The organism is Pseudomonas sp. NPDC087336 (genome assembly GCF_044744285.1).
Lineage (GTDB): Bacteria > Pseudomonadota > Gammaproteobacteria > Pseudomonadales > Pseudomonadaceae > Aquipseudomonas.
The window spans coordinates 1-23302 of sequence record NZ_JBIUYA010000027.1 but is presented as its reverse complement, the minus strand read 5'-3'; the positions used below and the strand labels follow the sequence as shown (position 1 = coordinate 23302).

At 56.8% G+C, this 23302-nt stretch carries 25 protein-coding genes and 4 pseudogenes; 9 read left to right on the top strand and 20 right to left on the bottom strand.

The features are described 5' to 3' along the window. Positions 1 to 27 precede the first annotated feature (27 nt). Positions 28 to 421: pseudogene (locus ACIO0C_RS23625) on the bottom strand (hypothetical protein); the annotation flags it as partial. On the opposite strand from ACIO0C_RS23625, the pseudogene ACIO0C_RS23620 reads away from it, so the two are divergent. After that, positions 416 to 556, top strand: a pseudogene (locus ACIO0C_RS23620) (alcohol dehydrogenase); the annotation flags it as partial. The pseudogenes ACIO0C_RS23625 and ACIO0C_RS23620 overlap by 6 nt on opposite strands. Here the strand turns inward: ACIO0C_RS23620 and ACIO0C_RS23615 are convergent. Continuing rightward, on the bottom strand, positions 546 to 1457 hold the full coding sequence (locus ACIO0C_RS23615) for a universal stress protein (RefSeq protein ID WP_401315610.1): 912 nt from the start codon (positions 1455 to 1457) through the stop codon (positions 546 to 548). The pseudogene ACIO0C_RS23620 and the gene ACIO0C_RS23615 overlap by 11 nt on opposite strands. A 225-nt stretch (positions 1458 to 1682) precedes the next feature. On the opposite strand from ACIO0C_RS23615, the pseudogene ACIO0C_RS23610 reads away from it, so the two are divergent. After that, positions 1683 to 1793: pseudogene (locus tag ACIO0C_RS23610) on the top strand (GNAT family N-acetyltransferase); the annotation flags it as partial. Positions 1794 to 1820: 27 nt separating this feature from the next. Here ACIO0C_RS23610 and ACIO0C_RS23605 read toward each other — a convergent pair. From ACIO0C_RS23605 to ACIO0C_RS23590, 4 genes are all read right to left on the bottom strand, one after another. Then, positions 1821 to 2744: a universal stress protein gene (locus ACIO0C_RS23605; RefSeq protein WP_401315608.1), complete on the bottom strand. Its 924-nt coding sequence runs from the start codon at positions 2742 to 2744 to the stop codon at positions 1821 to 1823. 100 nt (positions 2745 to 2844) lie between these two features. Next, complete coding sequence (locus ACIO0C_RS23600; protein ID WP_401315607.1) at positions 2845 to 4083, bottom strand: MgtC/SapB family protein; 1239 nt, start codon at positions 4081 to 4083, stop codon at positions 2845 to 2847. A 45-nt stretch (positions 4084 to 4128) separates the two neighbouring features. Beyond that, positions 4129 to 4371 (bottom strand): hypothetical protein, encoded by a 243-nt coding sequence (locus tag ACIO0C_RS23595; RefSeq protein WP_401315606.1) that lies wholly within the window; start codon positions 4369 to 4371, stop codon positions 4129 to 4131. 40 nt (positions 4372 to 4411) lie between these two features. Next, a complete protein-coding gene (locus ACIO0C_RS23590) occupies positions 4412 to 5485 on the bottom strand; it encodes an NAD(P)-dependent alcohol dehydrogenase (RefSeq protein WP_401315604.1) in 1074 nt (357 codons plus the stop codon). 273 nt (positions 5486 to 5758) lie between these two features. Between ACIO0C_RS23590 and ACIO0C_RS23585 the strand changes: the two genes are divergently transcribed. Then, positions 5759 to 6679 (top strand): universal stress protein, encoded by a 921-nt coding sequence (locus ACIO0C_RS23585; protein WP_401315696.1) that lies wholly within the window; start codon positions 5759 to 5761, stop codon positions 6677 to 6679. Positions 6680 to 7412: 733 nt separating this feature from the next. Here the strand turns inward: ACIO0C_RS23585 and ACIO0C_RS23580 are convergent. Beyond that, positions 7413 to 7709 (bottom strand): hypothetical protein, encoded by a 297-nt coding sequence (locus tag ACIO0C_RS23580; protein WP_401315694.1) that lies wholly within the window; start codon positions 7707 to 7709, stop codon positions 7413 to 7415. An 857-nt stretch (positions 7710 to 8566) separates the two neighbouring features. After that, the gene (locus ACIO0C_RS23575; RefSeq protein ID WP_401315602.1) at positions 8567 to 9541 is read right to left on the bottom strand and encodes a TerC family protein; all 975 of its coding nucleotides are present in this window, start codon (positions 9539 to 9541) and stop codon (positions 8567 to 8569) included. A gap of 385 nt (positions 9542 to 9926) precedes the next feature. Here ACIO0C_RS23575 and ACIO0C_RS23570 point away from each other — a divergent pair, with 385 nt between their 5' ends. The 5 genes and pseudogenes from ACIO0C_RS23570 to ACIO0C_RS23550 all read left to right on the top strand — a co-directional run bounded on the left by ACIO0C_RS23570 (position 9927) and on the right by ACIO0C_RS23550 (position 13312). Continuing rightward, complete coding sequence (locus tag ACIO0C_RS23570; protein ID WP_401315600.1) at positions 9927 to 10829, top strand: universal stress protein; 903 nt, start codon at positions 9927 to 9929, stop codon at positions 10827 to 10829. A gap of 234 nt (positions 10830 to 11063) precedes the next feature. Further along, positions 11064 to 11347, top strand: a pseudogene (locus ACIO0C_RS23565) (pyridine nucleotide-disulfide oxidoreductase); the annotation flags it as partial. Further along, positions 11271 to 11576, top strand: a complete 306-nt coding sequence (locus ACIO0C_RS23560) for a cation transporting ATPase C-terminal domain-containing protein (RefSeq protein ID WP_401315693.1) — start codon at positions 11271 to 11273, stop codon at positions 11574 to 11576. The pseudogene ACIO0C_RS23565 and the gene ACIO0C_RS23560, both read left to right, overlap by 77 nt. 28 nt (positions 11577 to 11604) lie before the next feature. Beyond that, on the top strand, positions 11605 to 13047 hold the full coding sequence (locus ACIO0C_RS23555) for a permease (protein WP_401315598.1): 1443 nt from the start codon (positions 11605 to 11607) through the stop codon (positions 13045 to 13047). Between the two features lie 22 nt (positions 13048 to 13069). Beyond that, positions 13070 to 13312, top strand: a complete 243-nt coding sequence (locus ACIO0C_RS23550; protein WP_401315596.1) for a thioredoxin family protein — start codon at positions 13070 to 13072, stop codon at positions 13310 to 13312. Between the two features lie 42 nt (positions 13313 to 13354). Here ACIO0C_RS23550 and ACIO0C_RS23545 read toward each other — a convergent pair whose 3' ends face one another. The 12 genes from ACIO0C_RS23545 to ACIO0C_RS23490 all read right to left on the bottom strand — a co-directional run bounded on the left by ACIO0C_RS23545 (position 13355) and on the right by ACIO0C_RS23490 (position 21904). Continuing rightward, on the bottom strand, positions 13355 to 13573 hold the full coding sequence (locus tag ACIO0C_RS23545) for a hypothetical protein (protein ID WP_401315595.1): 219 nt from the start codon (positions 13571 to 13573) through the stop codon (positions 13355 to 13357). Then, positions 13570 to 14790, bottom strand: coding sequence for an organoarsenical effux MFS transporter ArsJ (arsJ, locus tag ACIO0C_RS23540; RefSeq protein WP_401315594.1), 1221 nt, complete (start codon positions 14788 to 14790; stop codon positions 13570 to 13572). Before arsJ ends, ACIO0C_RS23545 begins: the two co-directional genes overlap by 4 nt. A 9-nt stretch (positions 14791 to 14799) precedes the next feature. Next, positions 14800 to 15804: an ArsJ-associated glyceraldehyde-3-phosphate dehydrogenase gene (locus ACIO0C_RS23535; RefSeq protein WP_401315593.1), complete on the bottom strand. Its 1005-nt coding sequence runs from the start codon at positions 15802 to 15804 to the stop codon at positions 14800 to 14802. Positions 15805 to 15827: 23 nt separating this feature from the next. Continuing rightward, entirely contained in the window at positions 15828 to 16142 is a 315-nt protein-coding gene (locus tag ACIO0C_RS23530; RefSeq protein ID WP_401315592.1) for a tyrosine-protein phosphatase, read from the bottom strand. 12 nt (positions 16143 to 16154) lie between these two features. Next, positions 16155 to 16871, bottom strand: coding sequence for an arsenical resistance protein ArsH (gene arsH, locus ACIO0C_RS23525; RefSeq protein WP_401315591.1), 717 nt, complete (start codon positions 16869 to 16871; stop codon positions 16155 to 16157). Beyond that, positions 16864 to 17937 (bottom strand): ACR3 family arsenite efflux transporter, encoded by a 1074-nt coding sequence (gene arsB / locus ACIO0C_RS23520; protein ID WP_401315589.1) that lies wholly within the window; start codon positions 17935 to 17937, stop codon positions 16864 to 16866. Before arsB ends, arsH begins: the two co-directional genes overlap by 8 nt. 17 nt (positions 17938 to 17954) lie before the next feature. Continuing rightward, the gene (locus ACIO0C_RS23515) at positions 17955 to 18425 is read right to left on the bottom strand and encodes an arsenate reductase ArsC (RefSeq protein WP_401315588.1); all 471 of its coding nucleotides are present in this window, start codon (positions 18423 to 18425) and stop codon (positions 17955 to 17957) included. A 36-nt stretch (positions 18426 to 18461) separates the two neighbouring features. Continuing rightward, on the bottom strand, positions 18462 to 18824 hold the full coding sequence (locus tag ACIO0C_RS23510) for a metalloregulator ArsR/SmtB family transcription factor (protein ID WP_401315586.1): 363 nt from the start codon (positions 18822 to 18824) through the stop codon (positions 18462 to 18464). An 8-nt stretch (positions 18825 to 18832) separates the two neighbouring features. Continuing rightward, positions 18833 to 19246, bottom strand: coding sequence for an arsenate reductase ArsC (locus tag ACIO0C_RS23505; protein ID WP_401315584.1), 414 nt, complete (start codon positions 19244 to 19246; stop codon positions 18833 to 18835). Between the two features lie 224 nt (positions 19247 to 19470). After that, on the bottom strand, positions 19471 to 20826 hold the full coding sequence (locus tag ACIO0C_RS23500) for an NAD(P)-binding domain-containing protein (RefSeq protein WP_401315582.1): 1356 nt from the start codon (positions 20824 to 20826) through the stop codon (positions 19471 to 19473). Positions 20827 to 20837: 11 nt separating this feature from the next. After that, a complete protein-coding gene (locus tag ACIO0C_RS23495; RefSeq protein WP_401315580.1) occupies positions 20838 to 21341 on the bottom strand; it encodes an arsinothricin resistance N-acetyltransferase ArsN1 family A in 504 nt (167 codons plus the stop codon). 65 nt (positions 21342 to 21406) lie between these two features. Continuing rightward, complete coding sequence (locus tag ACIO0C_RS23490; RefSeq protein WP_401315579.1) at positions 21407 to 21904, bottom strand: MarR family winged helix-turn-helix transcriptional regulator; 498 nt, start codon at positions 21902 to 21904, stop codon at positions 21407 to 21409. A gap of 194 nt (positions 21905 to 22098) precedes the next feature. Between ACIO0C_RS23490 and ACIO0C_RS23485 the strand changes: the two genes are divergently transcribed. Then, on the top strand, positions 22099 to 23302 hold a 1204-nt coding region (locus ACIO0C_RS23485; RefSeq protein WP_401315577.1), incomplete at its 3' end, for an MFS transporter.

The following is a 23302-nucleotide window of genomic DNA, read 5'->3' as shown; positions in this document are numbered from 1 at the left end:
CCGCCAGCACACAACAGGGCACCTGGTACCATGGGGGTGCTGGAAGGATGGCTGAAGCACCATCAAGTCGACAACATTGATCACCCTCACCCGCAAGTCCGGTATGTACTCGCGCAACAGGGTCACGGCGGCCAGGGTTTCCAGGGTCGGCACGTCACCGGCGCAGGCCATCACCACGTCCGGGTCGTCATCCTCGCGGCAGGCTGACATCATAAACAGCGTCGAGGCGGTCCGAGGCGGTTTCATCCGGGCCGAACAACCGAAAGTTGCTGGCGCTCAGGTCGTTCTTCATGACATCGCGCAGGTATGTGCCCATGACCCGAGTCGCTTCGGCACGCACAGTAGCGGGGATGTCGCATTTGACGGCATAGTCGGTGAAACGCGGCAAATCCAGAGGGCGCAACAGCAAGCCGCCAATGGCACAGCGTTTTTCGAGGCGTTGCAGCACACGCCTGTACACTGCGACGTCACGCGCTTTGCCTTGGACGATGCCAACGCGGCACTGGAACGGCTGCGGACCGGGCAGTTCAACGGCGCGATCGTGCTTATTCCCTGACGCGCTGCCTGACCGCCAGAATACTCCCCGGCACCGAGTACAGCGCCCGTTCGGTATTGCTGCCGATCAGCCGGTCGATTCCCACCCGATGCACAGCGCCCATGACCACCACGTCGGTCAAATATTCCTCGACGAATCCACTGATCACCGGTACCGGCAACCCCATGACGAAATGACGTCGTTCAGGCGGCACACCGTAGCGCTCGGCCAATGTCACAAACGCCTGGTGCAAGGACTGGCGCAGCTCCTCGATGAGGTCCATGCCCCACCCACCCCCGGCCAGTGGCGCATCGCTGTTGAAGACGGGCGTCAAGTCATAGGCGTACAGCAGGTGTAACGGCGCATCACATTGCAGGGCCAGGGCATTGGCAGTCTGGATGATGGTGTCATTCAAGCCGCTGATTTGCGTGGTCGGATCGAACGGGTCCACTGCCGCCACGATCCGGTGAGGCAAACTGTAGCGGACGTGGTTGACCAAGTGCATGGGTATCGGGCATTCACGCAACAAATGACAATCGAGTGGGGTAATGAACACGCGTTTCAGCACAGGTTCAAGGGTGACATCCTTGATCAACATATCGGGCTTGAGATCTTCGACCGTCCGCAAAATGTCCAGCAGCGCATGGGTGGTGAAGACGGCCTTGACCGTCACCTCCAGATCCAGGTCGCTGAGCCGGTCGAGTTCTTCGGCCTCCCAGCGGCGGTAGCGACGCAAATAGCGCTGTTGCTCAGCGTCGTCGACTTTTTCGTCCCACAAATGCACCACGGGTGCCGGTTCGACAAAGGCCCGTACATCCAGGATGGCGCCGGCGGCCTTGGCCAGCGCGACGGCACGCTGCATGGCGGGAGACTGCTGCAAGCTTTGATCGACGATCAACAGCAACCGTTGATATTGACTCATCACACACCTCCGTTCGACCCCGGTCTTCACGTGCCGGCACGCTATAACACTGCGCTCTGAGCCCTCATGCGATTTGATTTACATCAAACACGCGTGAATTGACGGAGCTGACACCGGTCTCTGGTCCAGATCAAATTTCAGTGCGGACAGCTTGCGTACAAAGGAGTCAAACACGGTTGTCTTTACCGCCCTTCACCCTGCAATAACGCACCGGAGGAATACCCCATGCTCACTGTCAAAGACCATAATGATCGGGCCGCGGCCGCCTACGCCGCCGTCGACGGCCAATACTGGGTCGAAGCGCTCAGGGACGGCCGCCACGTGCTGATCCGGCCAACGGTCCATCGCGGGGCGTTCCAGCCCTCAGGGTTGCAGCATTCGTCCCGGCTTGATCGCCAGCACACTGCATGGCGCCCGATGCAAGAGTTGCTCAGCCGTGGTCCCTAGAAGCTTTCTCAAACCCTTGTGCTGCACAGTACCCATGACGATGACATCGGTTTTGTGGTCCGAGACGAACTCACAAATGCGCGGCACAGGTGCCCCCTCGTAAAAGTGACGACGCTGCGCAGGCACGCCATGGCGTTCAGCGATGGCCGCAAACGCGTCATGCTGAGCCGTTCCCAACATTTCATGTAGGCCGGTGGCCAGCGGTAAGGCGCCAAAGCCCATGTCCTGAGCGTATACAACCGTCCAGTCATACACATGCAACAGCTCCAGGCTGGCATCACAGACAGCCGCCAGTTTCGCCGCGGCGTCGATAATCTGGTCATTGAACACAGGGGCCTGATCTTCATCACGCGACAAATCGATGATGGCCAGTACGTTGCGCGGACGGGGGTTCAGAGGCGTGGTCACCAGATGCACCGGCACCGGACAATCACGCAGCAGCTGCCAATCCAGCGGCGTGAAAAACACCCGTTTCAACGCCGATTCTTCCTGGGCGTCCTTGATGATCAGCGTCAGCGGCATCTCGTTGATGAAGTGCAGGATCTCGGCATAAGGATCCTGTACCCATACCACCTCGCTGGTGACCTCGACGCCATGCTTGCTTATCAAGCCGGCCTGTTCCGCGAGCCATTGCCGATGGGTTTGCAGATAGCCGTCCCGAGCCCGATCGAACTGTTCCGGGTCGAACAGTCCGGCTACCGCCAGGGCCTGTGAATAGTCGAACGCCACAATGTGCAATGGCAAATGCATCGCCAGCGCCAAGGCCGCGGCGCGGTCGAACGCCGGGGTACGGGTCATGGCGCAGGGAGCGATCAAGAGTAAGCGTTGAGTCTGCGACATGGGGAACCTCGGCACGCGCCATTTCAATCCAGTAGAGCTACAGATTGATTGCTCGGTGTTCTGACCACTTGATTTTTGTCAGTTACCCGCGCGATGTCTGTCAGGACACCCACATGCCCGCCCACATCGCCAGCGTCAGCAACACCTGGCCCGGAATCACGTAGGCGGCGAACCGCCGTCCACCGCTGACCCACGCCACCACGCACTTGCTGATGGAGTTGCTGCTGATTGCAATCAGCACAGGGCCGACAATGGCATCGAACGGCAACTGACCGGATTTGGCCAGCGTGGCAATCGACGCCGTCGAGGCATGCACATCCGCAAGACCGGCGAACGTGGCCGTCAACATGACCCCCACCTGACCGAAATGGCTGAGCATCATGGACGAAACAAAGGTGATTGCCGTCATGGCCAACGTGACGATCAGGGCCAGTTTGAGGTTGAACGCACCACCGACCTTAATTGGCTGGCTGGCGCCGGTCGCCTGCCTGGGGAACATTAGACACACGCCATATAGCGCTGCCGCGACGGTGCCGGCTATCAGAGGCCCCCACATGTGGCGCAGCAAGCCGGCGTCAACCGCCCCCAGGATCATCGCCACCTGAAAGAGGGTGGCCATGTTCGACAGGATCGCGGCCGCGCTCAGGACCTTCAGGTTGTCGAGCTGGCGTGTGACGAGATGGCCCATGACGGCAATCGTCACAGTACTGGAGGCAAACCCGGAGGCAATGGCGCTGATGGCATAACCATAACGGGGACCGAGCGTACGAACAGCGATATGCCCAATCGCCCCCACTGCCATCAGCAAAACCGTCAGGGTGCAAATGGTGCGCAAATTGATGCCACCGTAGGGGCCGATAAAGCGGTCCGGCGCCAGGGGAAGCACGACCAGCGCGGCAGTCAACAGGATCAGGCCGTCACCCAGCTCGGCATCGGTCAATTGACTGCGGGCGAAGTAGTGCAGCTTCTGTCGATAGGCCAGCAGCCCCGCGATCGCTACGCCGATGGCAATCGCCAACGCAGGCCTGGAACCACACAGCCCTCCCAGCACCAAGACACTGAGCAACGCCACTTCACTGGTCACACCGGGGTCATCGCCCAGGCTCCGCCAGTACGCTACGGTGACCAGCACCCCCAGGATGATCGCGACGATGCTTATCAGCAGGTTGCCACCGAGCTGCATCGCCACATAACCCAACAATGCCGTGATCGCGTACGTCCGCAAACCGGCACAAGCACGGGTCTCCTCCTGCCCCTTGTGTCGTTCGCGTTCAAGGCCGATGAGCATGCCAATCCCCAGCGCAGCCGCTGCACCCGCCATCCCGAAGGTTTCGTTCATTGGGCTGTCATCCGCCTGAGCCTCGTCCGATGCCGACCCAACGCATTACTCCACGAGGTCGGCGCGAACCTCTTTACCCTTGGGGCTGGCCGTTCGAAGGGCGGACATCGGTCTGGCAAGGGCTGCCGAACCAGGGGGTATGGGCCAGGCATGCGGTGCATCGATACGTGCCTTGAGTTGGCCAACGAAAGCCTGTGCCTGGCCAAGGCTTTTGAAGTTCACTTCCAAAGCATCCATGCGCACGACCCAGCAATGGCTTGTCGGTTTCTGCGTGATATCAATGATCATAGATACCTCCGTTCGACATCGAGATTCGCCCCGCATACCTTCACGGCGTAATGGCGACCTTCATTACACCGTCCCGTTGGTGAGCAAACAACTCATAAGCCGCCTCGATATCATCAAGTTTGAAACGGTGAGTCACCAGCGGCGACAGGTCCACACCACCGCCCTGCACCACCGCCATCAAGCGACGCATGCGCTCTTTTCCACCGGGGCACAGTGTGGTGACGATGCTATAGTCGCCCAACCCTGCGGCAAAGGCGTCGAGGGGAATATGCAGATCGCTGGAGTAAACGCCGAGGCTGGACAGTCGACCACCCGGACGCAGTACCCGCAGTGCGGATTCGAATGTCCCCTGAGTTCCCAGTGCCTCGATGGACACATCGACACCCCGACCGTCGGTCAGGGCCATGATCTGCTCGACCACGTTACCGTCCTTGAAGTTGACGACATGGGTCGCGCCCAATTGTCGCGCGACGTCCATCCGCTCAGCCACGGCATCGACGCCAATAATCGTCGTCGCGCCTTTAAGTCGAGCCCCCGCCACCGCACAGAGGCCTATGGGCCCAAGGGCAAACACGGCAACCGTATCGCCAATGGTCACTTCGCCGCGCTCTGCCCCGGAAAACCCGGTGGACATGATGTCCGGGCACATCAACACCTGCTCGTCACTGAGCCCGTCGGGAATCGGGCACAAATTGGCAATGGCATCCGGTACCAGCACGTACTCGGCCTGGCAGCCGTCGATAATGTTGCCAAACTTCCACCCCCCGATGGCACGGAAACCATGACGGGTGTCCGGACCGTCCTGTGAGCCGCAACCACACAGGCAGGCATAACTCTGTCCGCTGGGCGTGATAGCACCGACGATCACCCGCTGGCCTTCGACAAAACCTCGCACCTGCGAACCCAGCCGCTCAATGATGCCCACCGGCTCGTGGCCCACGGTCAGGCCTTTGGCTACTGGATACTCACCGCGCAGGATGTGCACGTCGGTGCCACAAATGGTCGTGGTGGTGATACGGATCAATGCATCCAGCGGCCCGACTTCAGGGATGGGCTTGTCTTCCAGCACAATCCGGTTTCGTTCAACGAACACAGCCGCTTTCATGGTTGCCATTGTGTTCCCTCCTTTGTCTCGCGTAAGCCAACGTTCTGCACGAACCCAAAGACTGCGCCGCGATGACAGGCGATAGTTTGATCATGGTCAACAAATCCATCACTCGACGAGACCTGGGCAACCGCATGTCGGGCGACATCGTTCCTCCACTATCTCAATTGACAAAGATCAAACCCGTCGCCCGGTCCTGCGCAGTATAAATGCAAGGCTTTACTGCCCAATGCCCCAGCCATGGGTACAGCCCATTGCGCGAATACCTACCGGAGATCTGTCATGTCTGATCAATCACGTTTCATGCTGATCGTTTCACCGTTGATGGAAAACAGCCCTGCCTTCGACCGGGCTGCCGCTCTGGCCAAGGCTTCGGATGCGGCACTGCACATCGTGGCGTTCGATTACCTCGAAGGGCTTGCGACGGCTGGAATGGTCAACGAACAAGCGCTGGAACAGATGCGGCTGGGCTATGTCGAGCGCCATCGCCAATGGCTTGAAGACCAAGCCAGACCGTTGCGTAAAATCGGGGTTCACGTCACCACTGAAGTGGTGTGGGTGGAGCGGCCGCTGCAAGAAATTCTCATTCATCTGAAAGAACAGCAGATGGCTGTTGTGATCAAGGCGCTGGAACACGAATCCCTGCTGTCACGCCTGATGTTTACTCCACTGGATATCCATCTGCTGCGCAAATGCCCGCTACCGCTGCATTTTGTCAGCCATGTGCACCACGCTTTGCCGCGCAAAATCGTCGCCGCCGTCGACCCTTTTCATCGTGATGACGAATATGAAGGCTTCAACGACAGGATCTTGCGCGAGGCGTCGAAACTGGCCACTACCTGCAACGCCGAGCTCGACGTGATCTACGCCCATGATCTCTCATCCATCAGCGCAGATGAATTCGGCTTCAGTAATGGTTCGGCATTCTTTTCTTCGAGCAAAGCCAAGACCCTGTTCGAGGCACAGGCTGATGCGTTCCGCAACCTCTCGCAGCGCAACGGAATCCCGCCGGAGCGCCAACACATGATCATGGGCAATCCGGCCAAGGTGCTTTCCAGCTATGCCGCGACTTATGACACTGATGTCATCGTTATGGGGCGCGTCGGTCATCGCGCCATGGAGCGGTTAATCGGCAGCACTGTGGAACATCTGCTGTACAAGATGCCATGCAGCGTGTGGGTGGTTTCACCAGAAGTAATTTGAACGATGGACAATCACCGCTCAAAAGAAATACGTGACGGGGCATGTTCCGCAACTGCGATTGGGTGTTTACACGGATACTTCAAGTTCGCATACAGACTGAGCAATCATGCCAAGCAAATCGCGCCAATAGTTAAACTTCGTCGCATAAATCGCGCGGAGCCAACCCGATGCGCATTTGTTCAGCCGGTGTCTTTTCTGACTGTGGACCTTGCGTCGGCAATCCTTTCGCAAACGGACTGATCGGCCGCAACGTGCACCGAGCCGCAGTCGTTTCCCGCCGGGACAACAACGACATATGGGCCATGGCCGAAAGCCTCGAAGCGATCGCCGAACGCATCAGCAAAAGCTACCACTGAACGTTTACTTCTACGATGTAACCGCCCCGTCAGCCGGTCGACCATCAAGAGCAGGCATCGGATCTGTTTGAACGCCGCTGAGGATTGACGTCCACGCGTCATAGGCAAGTTTCTGGCGTGCTACAGCTTCATCCCAACGACTTCCAGCAACCTCCCTCGCAACCACCAACATCATTAGATGATTAGTAGTTGCGTCGAGATCGAGTAAGAGGTGGTGGGCATTGAAGCGAAAATCATCAATCGAAGACATGAAATCACGCATATAGTCATAGTGAGTACTACAGGATCGTTTTCCCGACTCACATGAGATTATTGTGACACTACTGCATTACTAGTGCGCACGGCCTGACGGTCGGTTGCACATTTGCAGGATGCCTCTATTTCGAGGACGTTTTTTGAGTCTTCGCACCTGCAGCAGAAGCTAATTGGCGAGCTCGACCAACACCCCAAGCCAAAGCTCTGGTCATCGACTCACCACGACGTGGATCAACAGCTTCTTCATGCAACGCCATGCCATCGGCAGCATAAACACCGATGAACATTTGAGTCTCTCCGGCGCGGGATAGCCTGACCTCCACGTCAATGTGGGTTCCATCACTGAGCGTTTCAACGTGCGTCCTGTGGTGAAGCGAGGGGTCTGCCCACGCCCAGAAGATGTCGCCTCTAAATCTCATAGAGCCCTCCCGCTTGTTCATTGTGAGGGTCATTAAAGTCCAAAAATAGACCTATTCGAACGAAGTGAAACCGTGCCGAAACGGTATCGGACAACTGGTCGTAACAGCTGTACGAAATCAATTTCTCCGTACAACTTTAAGCCGCTATAGCGGCAAGGACGAAGTCATGCCTGAAGAAAAAAACAGGACGCGGCGGCAGATGATCGTGCGCTGCTCATCCTCGAAGCCAGGTCTGCCCGGATCGATATCGAGCCGTGCACCTGTAGCGATCTGAAGTGGCCATTTCGTCTGGTCGGGAACACTGGCGTCCGCGCTCACTGGAACCCTCTCATCAACGACGGCGACGCGCTGAGGCTGGCACTTCTGGAATGAATCCCGCGCTGCTGTGGTGATCGAGTTCCCGCTTCGCACACCGTACGTGGAGTACTTCGAGGATGTGGAAGGAGGCTGCTTCGACTATCCGAAATACCTGCCGAGATGAATTCAACAAAACGGTTCGGCCCAACGTGCGCGAATGCCATAGGAAGTGGCGAGATGCAGAGAAACGGCCGTGGTTGGATAGCGTGCACCACCATGTCTTCCTCTCCCCCTTCGCCCTGCATTTCTTTCAGGAACTGAAGACCCTGACGGGCGACTCAGAATGGTGCTTTCCGAACAATCAGGATGATGGGCATGTGGGTTACACCCGCTCCGCGGAATTTAACATCCGCGACAACCGATGTTGTGACCTTACATTCGCGATGAGCAAAGGTGACAGACTGCATGTACACATTCGTAAGCTTCACCGTTGCGGAACTAGGTCATTGATTTCCGGAATCCTGGGTCAAAACCCCATCAGCGCCAACATCTCTGATTCATCACTGCTCTCCCGTAACCCGTGTTTTGCCCTTCGTCAAAGTCAGGCTCAACAGTACCGAAATCAATATGATGCCGCCGACTGTGGTCAGCGACCATTGGATCGGCACGTGCCACCACGGCGAGACCAGCATCTTGCCGCCGATGAACACCAATACGATGGCCAGGCCATATTTGAGCAAGTGAAAGCGGTCGGCCATGTCGGCAAGCAGAAAATACAGTGCGCGCAGGCCCATGATGGCGAAGATGTTGGAGGTGAACACGATGAAGGGGTCGGTGGTGACGGCGAAGATAGCCGGGATGCTATCGACCGCGAACACCAGGTCGCTGGCCTCGATCAGTACCAGCACCAGGAACATCGGCGTCGCCCAGAGCAGGCCGTTTTGACGCACGAAGAAGCGCTCGCCGTGAAAGCCGTCGGTGATGCGAAGATGGCTACGCAGCCAGCGCAGCAAAGGGTTCTTTTCGAGGTCTGGCTGCTGGTTGGCGAAGATCAGCATCTTGATGCCGGTGATGACGAGGAAAGCACCAAAGACATAGAGTAGCCAGGCAAACTCATGCACCAGCCAGACACCGGCGAAAATCATACCGGCGCGCATAATGATGGCGCCGAGCACGCCATAAAGCAGGACGCGGCGCTGCAACTCTGGCGGCACGGCGAAGTAGCCGAAGATCATGACGAAAACGAACATGTTGTCGATCGACAGCGACTGTTCGATCAGGTAGCCGGTGAGAAATTCGAGCGTTGTACGCTGGGCCACTTCGGCACCAACATGGCTGTGCAGATACCACCAGAGCAGAGCGGCGAAGACCAGTGCCAGGCTGACCCAGGTGATGACCCAGGCCAGCGCTTCGCGGACCGAAACACGATGCGCCTTGCGCCCGCCGAAGACGAACAGATCGAGCGCCAGCATGGCAAGGACGAACACGATGAAGGCGGCCCACATCCAGGATTGGCCGACGCTGATGGCGGTCATTTACTGTCTCCGTATGAAGCAGCAATAGGCTGGAGGAGTCATGCTAGCGAGCCTGTTACCACAACAAAAATCGTTTATTCGTTGCGAATAGCTCGTTTTTTACGAAGTATTAATTCAGGTGCTCAACTACCAGCAACCGCATTGGTTATGCTCCGTGGTCAAGGCGCGTGGCGTGGCGCGCGTTTCCAGCAGTCCCGTCTCTTGCTCGATCGTGATGGAAAGGTCTGCTACACCCTTCGACAGTCTTGGCAACTGGTAAGCCGGTGATGCAGGCGTATATTGATAGTGTCGATCCAGGTAGTTGAGGCGATAAAGATCGCCAATGGTGGGACAAGCGAGAGTGCTGGGGGCGCTAGCGGATAACCCGGAACGTTGGAGGTGTCACATGAGGCAGTATCAACGACTCTTTCTGATCGCAGGTCCCACCATGCGTCACTCGCCGGCGATGGAGCGGGCAATCGCACTGGCCGACGCTACAGGCGCAGCGCTGCATATCGCGGTGTTCATCGAAGACTTCGACCTTATGCGGTTAATGAGCAACAGCGAACAACTTCGTGAGAGTTGCCGGCAGGAGAACCTGCAGTGGTTGACGGATGAGGCCGAACTCATGCGCAGGAAGGGCATCACCGTGACCACCGAAGTTGCATTGACCCGTGACCCGCTGCAAGCGATCCTTGGGCATGTGGCTGAAATGCAGCCGGACCTGATCATCAAGGACGTACATCATGAATCAGCGCTCAAACGCGTATTCGTCACGCCTTTGGATTGGCAGTTGTTGCGTGAATGTCCGAGCGCTGTACATCTGGTCAGCGAAGTCAGGTGTCCGCTTCCTCGAGTGATAGTGGCGGCGGTTGATCCATCGCATCCAGAGGGTCAGATCAGCGGAATCAACGACAGCATCATTCAGGCGGCGAGCGAAATGGCCACGCAATGTGATGCTGAATTGCACATGCTGTATGCCTATGAACTGACCCACACACATTTCTCTGATGCAGGTGCTGGCGCCGTGACGATGCCAGGCTTCAGCAACGACGTGCGCCGGTCACTTGAAAAGTGCTTCATTGCCTTGGCTGGACGCCACGGCGTGCCGCCTGAGCGACAACACTTCATTGCAGGGCCGCCAACCAAAGCGATGGCCAACTTTGCCACTCATACTCGAGCGGATATCTTCGTAATGGGAAATACCCATCACAAAGGGGTGGACAAGCTTATTGGCAGTACTACGGAGCATGTTCTGTATCAGGTACCCTGCAGCGTTTTGGCCATCAAGGGAGAAGCGGATCAATGAACGAAAAAACCGCCACTATCGCAGCCGGCTGTTGGTACTGATGAGGTTTTGACCCAAGCTGCTGACTTCCGCTGCCCCTTAGGCGGTCTGTGAAGACACGCATAAGTCCATCGATTACCGAGTATTCAGGTAGGTCAAGATCTCCAATAGCCTGGAGAATCAAAACCGCATCAGCGCCAACAACCGTCGTTATCAGGGAAAAATGCTTGGCGACTGGATCGTTGATTTGGCCCGTTCGAGGGCAAGAAGGTGTTGGTGGTGGGTGCGGTAATTCAGGGGCACAGATTTTGGCCGAGGTTTCCAAGGTCGCCGAGACCACCTGGGTGACCCCTGTCGAACCATTGTTTTTACCGGATGAAGTGGATGGGCGGGTACTGTTCGAGCGCGCAACCGAGCGCTGGAAAGCCCAACTGGAGGGGCGCGTCATTGAGCAGCCCGTTGGTGGACTGGGTGACATTGTCATGGTGCCGCCAGTTGTCGAAGCCCGTGAGCGCGACGTCCTCAAGTCTGTACGCCCTCCCATTTCGGAGGCGATGGTCGCAGCGATTCCGGTTGATCGTGATAGCCACCTTGGAGGCGCCCCTGAATCGGGCTTTCATCACCACACCCTTGACTCCAGCTCAGTGGGTGATCTGCTTTGCAGTGGGCAGCGCCGTGCTGTGGTCCAGCGAATTACGTAAAGTTTTACTGCGTGCAACTGATCGAAGTCAAACCCGGTCAACGCACAGCGGATACCATAAAAGCTGACCTTAACGCTAAGGATTGAGGGCCCTCCATGGACCTCGCACTTAAGCTATTCAATGGCGGAGCCGGCAGTCTGGCTTCCTACTTGGCGGCCCACGTCCTTCTTTGCCTGTTGCCGGCGTTTTTTATTGCCGGGGCCATGACAGCACTTATTCCGAAAGCCAGTATCACTCACTGGCTAGGTCGACATGCACCTGTCTACGTTTCCTACCCGGCGGCGGCACTTGCTGGATCGCTGATTGCCGTCTGTTCATGCACGATTGTTCCTTTGTTCGCGGGCGTTTACTGCAAAGGAGCAGGTATCGGCCCGGCGATCACCTTTCTGTTTTTTGCTCCCGCAGGAAACATCATGGCCCTGGCCTATACCGGCAGTATTCTGGGAGCGGAGTTTGCAATCGCCCGTCTGAGCCTCTGCCTGATCTTCGGCATCGGTATTGGCTTGCTGATGGCTACTCTATTCTGCAAAGACGACCTGGCCCACGACGCACAGGCGGATGCCCTGTTCGCAGAGAAGGCCAGCGTTTCCGGGCCTGCACTGGGCGTACTGCTATCTTTGGTGGCCTTGCTGATTGCGGGCACCTTGAAACTGTGGCCCCTGACCGCGGATCTGATCAGTTTCAAAGTCTCGTTTTTCTGGCCCCAGGCGTGGCAGGACACCTTGTTTGACTGGGTTCCATACGACGCCAGTAAGGGAGAAGAAGGCGTGAGCTTCCAAGGATCTGTTCTCATCGCCCTACTCCTGATGATTGCCGCCACGGCCAAGCGTGGTCTGGATAACATCACCGAAGGAGCCAACAACTGGACATGGGTTGCGCTGGGTCTGACCGCTAGTACCTTGCTGATCGCTTCGATGCGACTGACACCAGAACCTGGCACATTAGCCTTTACCTTCACGGGTCGTGTATTCGGTGTCGCATTGACCATACTGTCTGTTTGGTACTTTGCCCGAAAACTGCCAACCGAAGACTGGCAAGGCTGGCTGTGGGAAGCCTGGCGCTTCGTCAAGCAGATATTTGTTGTGCTGGTGGTGGGTGTATTCATTGTCGGCATGGTTCGCCAGGTTATTCAACCCGAGTGGATTGAAAGCCTTGCAGGCAGCAACACAGTGCTCGCCAATGCCATCGCGGTAGGGTTCGGCGTGTTCATGTACTTCCCAACCTTGGTAGAAGTGCCCGTCGCCCGCATGTTCCTTGATCTCGGTATGCATCCTGGCCCGCTCCTGGCCTACCTGATGGCGGATCCTGAACTTAGCTTGCAGAGCATGCTCATGGTGACGGCGGTGATTGGTCGCAAGAAAACCGCAGCCTACGTTGGGTTAGTCGCTTCGTTCAGCATCGTGGCAGGCCTTCTCTATGGTGCCTGGATCGATGGTACCAACTGGCTGACCCTTGGTGCAGGAATGGCGGCCTCGCTGGCCATAACTGGCGCAATTTACCAACTGATCCGTTATCAACGTAAACAGACAGCAAGCTGACTTACACACCAAGGAGCTTCCAATGCTGAACATCAAAATCCTGGGTTCGGGGTGCGCCAACTGCAAGAAGCTGGAGGCCGTAGCCCGTCAAGCCACGCAGAATCTAAATATCCATGCCGAATTCGAAAAGATCACCGATATGGGCAAGATGATGACTTATGACATCCTCGCCACGCCGGCTCTGGTGATCAACGAGAAGGTTGTAAGCAGCGGGAAGATTCCGACTGTTGCGGATATCCAGGGCTGGATTTCGACTGCGCAATGATATTGTCAAAGCCGAAACAGCTGAACGATCTCTACACTTCCACTATGTAGTGTTGACTGGACAGTCGCTGCCCTCTTTCACCACCAAGGATGCTCGCTTCTCCTCGCGGCTAATCAGGCTGCCAAACTCCGCCGTACAATCACCCCATTGCAGCGTGTCGGCGGAAAGCCGAATTGACGGTAGCGCCGAAGCATCCCCCTGGTTATTGCGCCATTCACCTATAAACCATGTCCCTTCAATCGTCTTGTCCATCGGTTTCATATCGACTCAGCATGCCTGGGTAAGGCGAGAGAAATCAGGGCGGCCAACAACACGAACGCGCTCGATATCCATAAGCACGCTTCCAGCCCATACACCTGATAAACCCAGCCGGAAAGCACTGTGCCGATCAACCGCCCCATGGCGTTGGACATGTAATAGAAACCCACATCCAGCGACACGCCGTCTTCCTTGGCGTAGGACACGATCAGGTAGCTGTGCAGCGACGAATTCACCGCGAACAGCGCGCCAAAAAACATCAATCCGCCGAGCAGCACCACCTGTTGCGACAGCCCGGTGTTCAGCCCTAGAGCGATTGCCGCAGGTAGCCCCGCCAGTGCCAGTGCCCACAGAAACGCCGCGCGACCATCCGGTACGTGCCCTCGTTTCTTACCGGTGATGTTGGGCGCGAAGGACTGCACGATGCCGTAGCCAATCACCCAGGCCGCCAGGAAGCCGCCAACCTGCCAGAAGTCCCAGCCGAAGACGCTGCTCAGGTAGACCGGCAAGGCCACCACGAACCAGACATCCCGGGCACCGAACAGGAACATCCGCGCCGCCGAGAGGATGTTGATCGCCGGGCTTTTGGACAGGATGTCGCGAAACTTGGGCTTGGCTTTCGCTTTGCCCAGGTCCTTTTTCAACAGGATCAAGCTGCTGACCCAGATCAGCGCCAGGACAGCCGCCATGGCCAGCAAGGCGCCTTTGAAGCCGATCAAGGCCAGCAAGGCTCCGCCCAGAAAGAAGCCAACGCCCTTGAGTGCGTTCTTCGAGCCGGTGAGAATCGCCACCCACTGGTAGAGCTTGCCTTGCTGCCCATCCGGAACCAAAAGCTTGATGGAGCTTTTTGCACTCATCTTGTTCAGGTCTTTGGCAATCCCCGACAGCGCCTGAGCGCCCATCACCCAAGGGATGGTCAGCCAAGCCACCGGAACCGTCAGCATCAGCAGCGCCGCGACCTGGAGGCCCAGCCCGATGTTCATGGTTCGGTTCAGCCCCAGCCGGGCGCCCAGGTAGCCACCCACCAGGTTGGTGATCACGCCAAAAAGCTCGTAGAAGAGGAACAATGCGGCGATTTGCAGTGGGCTGTAGCCCAACGCGTGAAAGTGCAGCACCACCAACATGCGCAAGGCGCCGTCGGTGAGGGTGAAGGCCCAGTAGTTGCCCGTGACGAGCAGGTACTGCCGCACTTGCGGAGCGAGGGCTGACAACGCTTTCATGACCGCTCCTTAGTCCGCCAGACTGACCAGTTTGGCCAGTTCGACGGCGCGATTGGCATAGCCCCATTCGTTGTCGTACCAGGCATAGATCTTCACTTGAGTGCCATTGATCACCATCGTCGACAGTGCATCGATGATCGATGAGCGCGGGTCGGTGCGGTAGTCGATGGACACCAATGGACGCTCCTCGAAGCCGAGAATGTCTTTCAGTTCGTTCTCGGAAGCGTCCTTGAGGAACTGATTGACCTCCTCGACAGTGGTGGCCCGCTCGACTTCAAAGACACAGTCAGTCAGCGAAGCGTTGGCCAGCGGTACGCGCACGGCGTGACCATTGAGGCGCCCACGCAGTTCCGGGAAGATTTCGGCGATAGCGGTGGCTGAGCCAGTACTGGTTGGAATCAGGCTCATGCCCGAAGCACGTGCCCGACGCAGATCCTTGTGCGGCTGATCGAGGATGCTTTGGGTGTTGGTCAGGTCATGGATGGTGGTGATCGAGCCGTGACGAATGCCCAATTTCTCGTGGATGACTTTCACCACGGGCGCCAGACAGTTGGTGGTGCACGAAGCGGCGGTAACGATGCGATGTTCCGCCGGTTTGAAAAGCTGATGATTGACGCCCATAACGACGTTCAATGCGCCTTTTTCCTTCACCGGAGCGCAGACCACCACACGCTTCACGCCCTGATCCAGGTAGGCCTGCAACACCGCCACGGTTTTCATCTTGCCGCTGGCTTCGATCACCAGATCGCAACCCGACCAGTCGGTGTCGGCAATCGCTTTGTTCGCGGTCACATTGATGTGCTTGCCGCCAATCACCACCTGATTGCCTTCAGCGCTGGCTTCGTGGTGCCAACGACCATGCACGGAGTCGAAGTTGATCAGGTGCGCATGGGTTACCGCATCGCCTGCCGGATCGTTGATCTGCACGAACTCAAATTCTGGCCAGCTCCAGGCTGCTCGCAGCGCGAGGCGACCGATCCGACCAAAACCATTGATACCCACTTTGATAGTCATGTTGTTGTGCTCTGTATCTGCTGTCAGTGGGAGTTCGACTGGGTGTCAAACTGGCCGATGTATTCAATATGGGCAGGATGCTGAATGGCGCGTGGGCGCAGCGACTGAACATCGCGGATGGCATCGCTGAATGGCACACCGCTCTCGATCAACAGTTGAGCCGCGATCAAACCGGTACGGCCCGAGCCGCCCTTGCAATGGATGGCAATGGTTTTTCCTTCGGCCAGCAGCTGCTTAAGTCGTGGATGGTGTTGTTCCCATGCGGCTTTAAATGCTTCGCCAGGCGCTTTGCCATTGAACTGAGCCAGCGGCAGTACGGAATAAGGGTGTTGTTGCACGGTGAAAAATCCTCAAATGGAGCGCTGATTGACACGTTTCATGAGTTCATCCGCCGACTCCTTGCGCTCGGAATAACGATCCACCAGATAGTCCTGACGGTCGCGAAGCAGCAGCGTGAACTTCACCAACTCTTCCATCACATCAACGACACGGTCATAGAACGGAGAAGGCTTCATCCGACCGTTATCGTCGAATTCCATATAAGCCTTCGGCACGGAGGATTGGTTGGGGATGGTGAACATGCGCATCCAACGTCCCAGCACGCGCAGCTGATTAACCACGTTGAACGACTGCGAGCCACCGCACACCTGCATGACAGCGAGGGTTTTGCCCTGGGTCGGGCGTACCGCGCCCATCGCGAGTGGCACCCAGTCGATCTGCGCCTTGAAGACCGCGCTCATCGAGCCGTGACGTTCCGGGGAACACCAGACCTGCCCTTCCGACCACAGCATCAGCTCGCGTAACGCCTTCACGCGCGGATGGTTGTCGGGGGCGTCATCTGGCAGCGGCAAACCGGACGGATTGAAAATCCGCGCCTCGGCGCCGAAGTGCTCCAGCAGTCGAGCGGCCTCTTCTACCATCAGACGACTGAAGGAGCGCTCACGGGTCGATCCGTACAGCAGCAAAATGCGCGGCTTGTGGATCGAGGTCTTCTCAATGCCCAGCTTGTCAGCCGATGGAAGATCAACCAGGTCGGTATCGAGTTGGGGGATGCGGTCATCAAACATAGTCTTTGTCCTGCGCAACAGCGCTCTTGGATTCATCGAACCAGCGGCGTTTCAACCAGAGGGCCACACCGACCAGAGAAATCAGTACCGGTACTTCCACCAGCGGACCCATCACCGTGGCAAAGGCGACCGGGGAAGCCAGGCCGAAGGTGGCAATGGCCACGGCAATCGCCAGTTCGAAGTTGTTGCTCGCAGCTGTGAAAGCCAGTGCGGTGGTGCGTGGATAGTCAGCCTTGAGCAATTTGCCCATCCAGAAGCTGATGAAGAACATCACCACGAAGTAGATCGTCAGTGGTATCGCGATGCGCAAAACATCCAATGGCAAATTCAGTACCACGTCACCCTTGAGGCTGAACATGGCCACGATGGTCAACAGCAGCGCCACCAGCGTCAGCGGGCTGATCTTGGGAATGAAGCGCTCCTGAAACCAGGTTTCGCCTTTACGGGCGATGAGGATCTTGCGGGTAAAGAAGCCCGCCAGGAACGGCACACCCAGATAGATCAGAACCGACTCGGCAATGGTGACAAAGCTGGTCTCGATTACACTGCCTTCCAGCCCGAACAGCGGTGGCAACAGCCCAAGAAAGACCCAGGCGTACAGGCTGAAAAACAGGATCTGGAAGATGCTGTTGAACGCCACCAACCCGGCGACGTACTGATTGTTGCCACCTGCGATCTGATTCCAGACCAACACCATCGCGATGCAACGAGCCAAGCCGATCAGGATCAGGCCCGTCATGTATTCCGGCTGGTCCCGCAAGAAAATGATCGCCAGTGCGAACATCAACACCGGGCCGATGACCCAGTTCTGGACCAGTGACAAGACGAGGATGCGCTTGTCCTTGAAGACTTCCGGCAGTTCCTCATAACGCACCTTGGCCAGAGGCGGATACATCATCACGATCAAGCCGATAGCGATGGGGATGTTGGTTGTGCCCACAGAAAGACTGTTGAGCCACTGTGGCCAGCCTTCGAACAGGCTTCCCAAGCCGATACCCAACGCCATGGCGAGGAAAATCCACAGGGTCAGGTATCGGTCCAGGAAGGAAAGGCGGCTTTTACTCATGATCATTGCTCCTGTGGTTACAGCGTGCCAATCAGGGCCAGCTCAGCCTTGAGCTGTTCGGCACTCAGTTGGGAAAGCGGTATTGCCAGGAAGACTTCAATACGGGTTCTGATCTGCTCCAAGGTGGCTTCAAAAGCCGCCTCAATCTCTTCTTGAGTTCCGTGGTATTCCGAAGGGTCAGCCAATCCCCAGTGGGCCTTGGTGGCCGGCCCGAAAAATACCGGACAGGCCTCACCGGCAGCCTTGTCGCACACCGTGATGACGAAATCAGGTGCCAGGTTCACGTGGACATCGCTGGACTTACTGAACAGCCCGAGCGTCGACATACCAGCGTTTTCCAGAGTCTTGAGACTCAGCGGATGCACTTCACCTTTGGGCTGACTGCCCGCGCTGTAGGCTTTCATGCCTTCCGGTGCCAAGTGATTGAAGACCGCTTCACAGAGGATGCTGCGACAGCTATTGGCAGTGCAGTGGAACAGGATTTTCATCGAGCGATCTCGTAGTCGAAGGCGGAATCAGGCTATCTAGCGTTCACAGCAGGCGAGTGCCCGTTCAGGACGGTCGCCCATTTCATCAAGGCGTTTGGCGTCAGGACTCAACCAATGCTTGTTGCTTTCGAGCACAGTGGTCAGCACTTGATGGACCCAATCAGGAAGATTTGGGTGCAGTCGGTAATACACCCATTGGCCTTGTCGACGGTCCGACAGCAAACCACAACTGCGCAGCTGCGCCAGGTGTCTGGAGACTTTTGGCTGACTCTCATTCAACGCGCAGGTCAGCTCGCAAACACAAAGTTCTCCTTCACGGGTGATGAGCATCATCGTGCGCACCCGAGTGTCGTCAGCCAGGCATTTGAAAAAAGTGGTCGGTGTCAGATGGTCAGCCATATCGTTTCTCAGTGTTTGTTTTTGACCAAGACGAACATCTTGATGCGCTCATGAATTTCGTGAAGGGTGTGACGGAACGCATTGTGTTTGATGCTGGTGACCGGATCTTCAAAACTCCAGGCCAATGCCTCACCGGCTGCAGGTAAAGACAGGCATTGCGCTGCGGCTTTATCACACAAGGTGATGACGTAATCGAAACGCTCACCACGGAACTCGTCTATCGACTTGCTACGTAATCCTTCGGTGCTCACACCGATGTGTGAAAGCGCCTCAAAGGTGCGTGGATCGACCTCAGTCGGAGTTGCGCCGGCGCTGAACGCCTCGAAATGCTCTGAGTCGGTATGCATCAGCAACGCTTGCGCCAACTGAGAGCGTGCAGCGTTGGCGGTACAGACGAACAGGACACGGGCTTTGCTGGTCATTGTGAAGCCTCAGCTCACATGCGGTTTAAAGAATATATGTTTTTTCATATATAAGGTAAAGAGCCAGCGCCACATTAATCCATCAAAACGATTGGACTGTGCCGCTAACCTTCAATGAAAGCCCTGTATTATGGCGTAAGCTACGTAAATCGCTTACCGAGCCTCTTCAAATATCTGCGGGAGCGTATATATGGTTTCTGGAGGTCGGGTTCGGCGACTGAGCACTAGACTTTGCAACAACCCGGCGAGGTACGAGGTGCGACCTCAGGGATTGTCCCTCCAGTGCCGCAACAAGACGCCTGACTTGCCGAAGCTTTCAAGCCATCATCGACTTCATCGAAATCCGAGTTGCAAATGCCAGTCTCCGGGAGAACCAGCTCAACCCTTTTGGCCGCATCCCAATCGCCCGCCAGCGCAGCGACGACAGACCGTACTTGCTCATACCCAGTCATCAACAAAAACGTAGGCGCTCGGCCATAGCTCTTCATCCCCACAATGAACAAGCCTTCCTCAGGATGGGCCAGCTCTACCGCGCCATGGGGCCTGACCGTACCGCAGCTGTGCTCGTTGGGATCAATCATGGGTGCGAGCAACACTGCGCTTTGGGTCGCGGGATCAAGTGCAATACGTAGCTCGCTGAGCAAGCTCAGGTCTGGGCGGAATCCAGTCGCCACGATGAGTTCGTCCACTGGTGGAAGTAGCTGCTCTCCCGCCTTCACGACCAGCCCTTGGCCATTGCTTGCAACATGATCGATAGCAACGTTTTTGAACAGCTCGATCACGCCGTCATTCAGCAACTGGCGAATCTTCAGGCCGAGCTTTGCGCGCTCTTCCAATTGGTCATTCGCACCACCACCCAGAATGCGCTCAAGAGAATTACCCCGGATCGCCCAGAGCACTTTGGTTTGTGGCGCCTGCGGAGTCAGTCGCACCAGATCCCGGAGGGCGTTAAACGCTGAGTGACCAGCACCCACTACCAGCACTCTTTTGTTGGCATAGCGATTCCGCGCACGACCCAGCACCTGCGGAATGCCGTACGCAATGTGCGCTGCATGCTCGATTTCGCCCAATGCAGGGATGCCATGGGCGCCCATCCAGTTTGGTGTCAGGTAGGTGCCCGAGGCATCAATGACAGCGCTGGCCAGCACATCTCGTTCACCCGATGGCCCTCTGACACGCAGCAAGAAAGGAGCTGCGGATCTGCCCTGAGTCTTCATCACATCCTGACCGACGCGGCTGACTGCCAGAACACGGGTATTGAGCTGCAAGTGACGCTTGATCTGTTCGAGGTCCGCGAGAGGTCGAACAAACCGGTCCAGTAGTTCACGACCCGTTGGATACTCGTTCTCCGGTGGTGGAGACCAACCATCGGCCAGCAGAAGTTTGGCCGCCTCCTTGTCCACATTGAACTGCCACGGAGAGAACATCTTCACATGCGCCCATTCTTCAATGCTGGCCCCAGCTTCCGGACCAGCTTCCAGGATCAGTGGAGTGATACCTCTGGCCAGGAGGTGAGCGGCTGCGGCGAGGCCCACCGGGCCCGCACCGATCATGGCGACGGGAAGGTGAGTGTTATCCATGATCGACTCCTTCAGGTTGGCTGATTGTTCGGGAACAGGCGCTCGACAATCGCGCAGTCGACCCAGCGTCCTTCTAGGCTGGCGTGTTTTTCATACACCCCCACTTGGCGGAAACCGCAGGCTTTGCACAATGCGAGGCTGGAGTGATTGAAGGTAAAAATGCGTGAAAGGACTTTCCAGAATCCGCGAGCTTCGGCTTCTGTCAGCAGTGACTGAAGTAACTGCTTGCCGAGCCCCTGGCCGCGAACACTGCGGTCCAGATAAATGGAAAAATCCGCAATGCCGTCGTAACAGGCACGAGCGCGATAGCTACTGAGTCCTGCCCATCCAACAACCTGATCCGTCTCATCGACCATAACCAACACTGGATAACGCTTCATTGAGTTGATGCGTTCAAGCATGTCTGCCGGGCTTCGAGGAGTCGTTTCAAACGTAGAGCTACGCTCCTCGATCCCCTGGTTGTAGATGGCGGCTATTGAAACAGTGTCGTTAGGTTCAGCTAAACGAACTCGCATTTTTGGAGCCCCATTACGTTGGTAGTAACAACATTATTGGCAAAAAAAGGGAATATCTTCCCTTTTCAATCCTTGCTCTTCTCGGCTGGGCAGCACTCACTCACGAGCCCGCAGCGAATCTCCGTGGCCCGCGTAATCTGCCTGAGTAAACTCAGCGCTCCCTGCCTGGCTTCTGCTGACAGGTTCTCAATCATCGCTCGCTCCTCAGCAATCAGATCAGCTCTGATTTTCGCGTATAGCTCACGTCCAGCATCCGTTACCTGGATTCGCACCGCACGTCGATCTTCATCATCTTCAACTCGGGACACATACCGTTTGCGCTCCAGGGTATCGATCACTCGACTCGCCGTGCTCTTGTCCAAGAACATTTCTTCAGCCAAGACCTGAAGGCGCAGTGCGCCCCTTTTGACCAGCGTTTCGACGGCATAGCACTGGGTTACAGATACGTCGTAACAGCAGATCCGATCTCGATCACGGAACTGATGAACGCGAACAAGCTGGTTCAATGCCTCATACAAGTCCTCGGAATCCTGAGTCAGTTGATCGTTTTTACGCTTCGTCATAACCGTCACAAATTAGTTGTTAGCTGCAACAGTAATCCTGATATCCCGAAATCGTCAACACCGATCTCCGATTGACGGTAGCCAGCAGAAGGCGCTAGGTTGTTGTTACTCACAACTAAAAAATGAGTGCGCCGGTCGTGACACTTCCAGAGCAGATTCATCCTCCGATCAATCGCTCCAGGCTCGTATGGGCCATGGGTTTTACCCAGATTCTTGCCTGGGGTACGACCTATTACTTGCCGGCAGTGCTTGCGGCCCCGATAGCCAAAGAAACAGGGTGGTCCATCACCAGTGTAGTGGGCGGCCTGTCCTGGGGAATGCTGGTAGCCGGAGCTTCCTCACCGGCAGTTGGTCGCCATATTGATCGTCATGGCGGACGCTCTGTCCTTGCCGCCAGTTCACTCCTACTGGCTCTTGGCATGCTGCTGATGGGGCTGGCGGGCAGTACTGCCACTTACTATCTCGCCTGGACCCTGATCGGCGTTGCCATGGCAGCGGGTTTATACGACGCAGCCTTCTCAACCCTGGGACGTCTTTTCGGCGAGGGGGCTCGAACGTCAATTACCGGACTGACCCTGTTAGGAGGGTTCGCCAGCACCATAGGCTGGCCGGTGATAGCGGGACTGGAGAGTTGGATCGGTTGGCGAAGCGCGTGCTTTGCCATCGCAACTGCTCACTTGCTAACAGGATTCCCTATTCATGCCCTGTTAATTCCCGGAAGCACAAAACAACCGCCTCACCCCGGCATTCCAGAAGCACCAAATGCATCAGAGCTTCGCCCCGACACCACCAACCATCTGTTCTTGCTGATTGGCGCGATGCTGACGATTCTGGCGCTGGTGGTATCAGGTATCTCAGTGCACCTGCTCAATGTCCTCAAGCAACTGGGGGTCGCGACTGCTGTGGCCTTGGCCATCGGCATGGTAATTGGTCCCTCGCAAGTCGTGGCAAGGGGCGCGGAGTTTTCCATAGGCAGGAACCTCCACCCAACCTGGTCCGCACGAGTTGGCGTGTTGCTTTGTTTGATTGGACTCGGACTGCTGATCTCAGGCCTGCCTTGGCTGGCCTTCGTGGCGATTGCACTCTATGGCGCTGGTAACGGCATCCTCACTATCGCTCGCGGCACTCTTCCATTGGCGTTGTTTGGGCCTCAAGGCTACGGAGCGAGAATGGGGCTTCTCGCCAGGCCGGTACTCGTGGCTCAGGCCTGCGGCCCGATAGCCGCTGCATTTGTTTTGCAAAACTTTGGAGCCTCGGCACTGCTTGTCGTTATGTGCGGTTTTGTTTTGCTGTGCTTCATCGCTGGGGATTCCATGCGCACTTGGACACCCATTCCACGAACACTTGGACAGCGATTCCACGCTGACTTGGACACTCATTCCACGGCCACTTGGACAC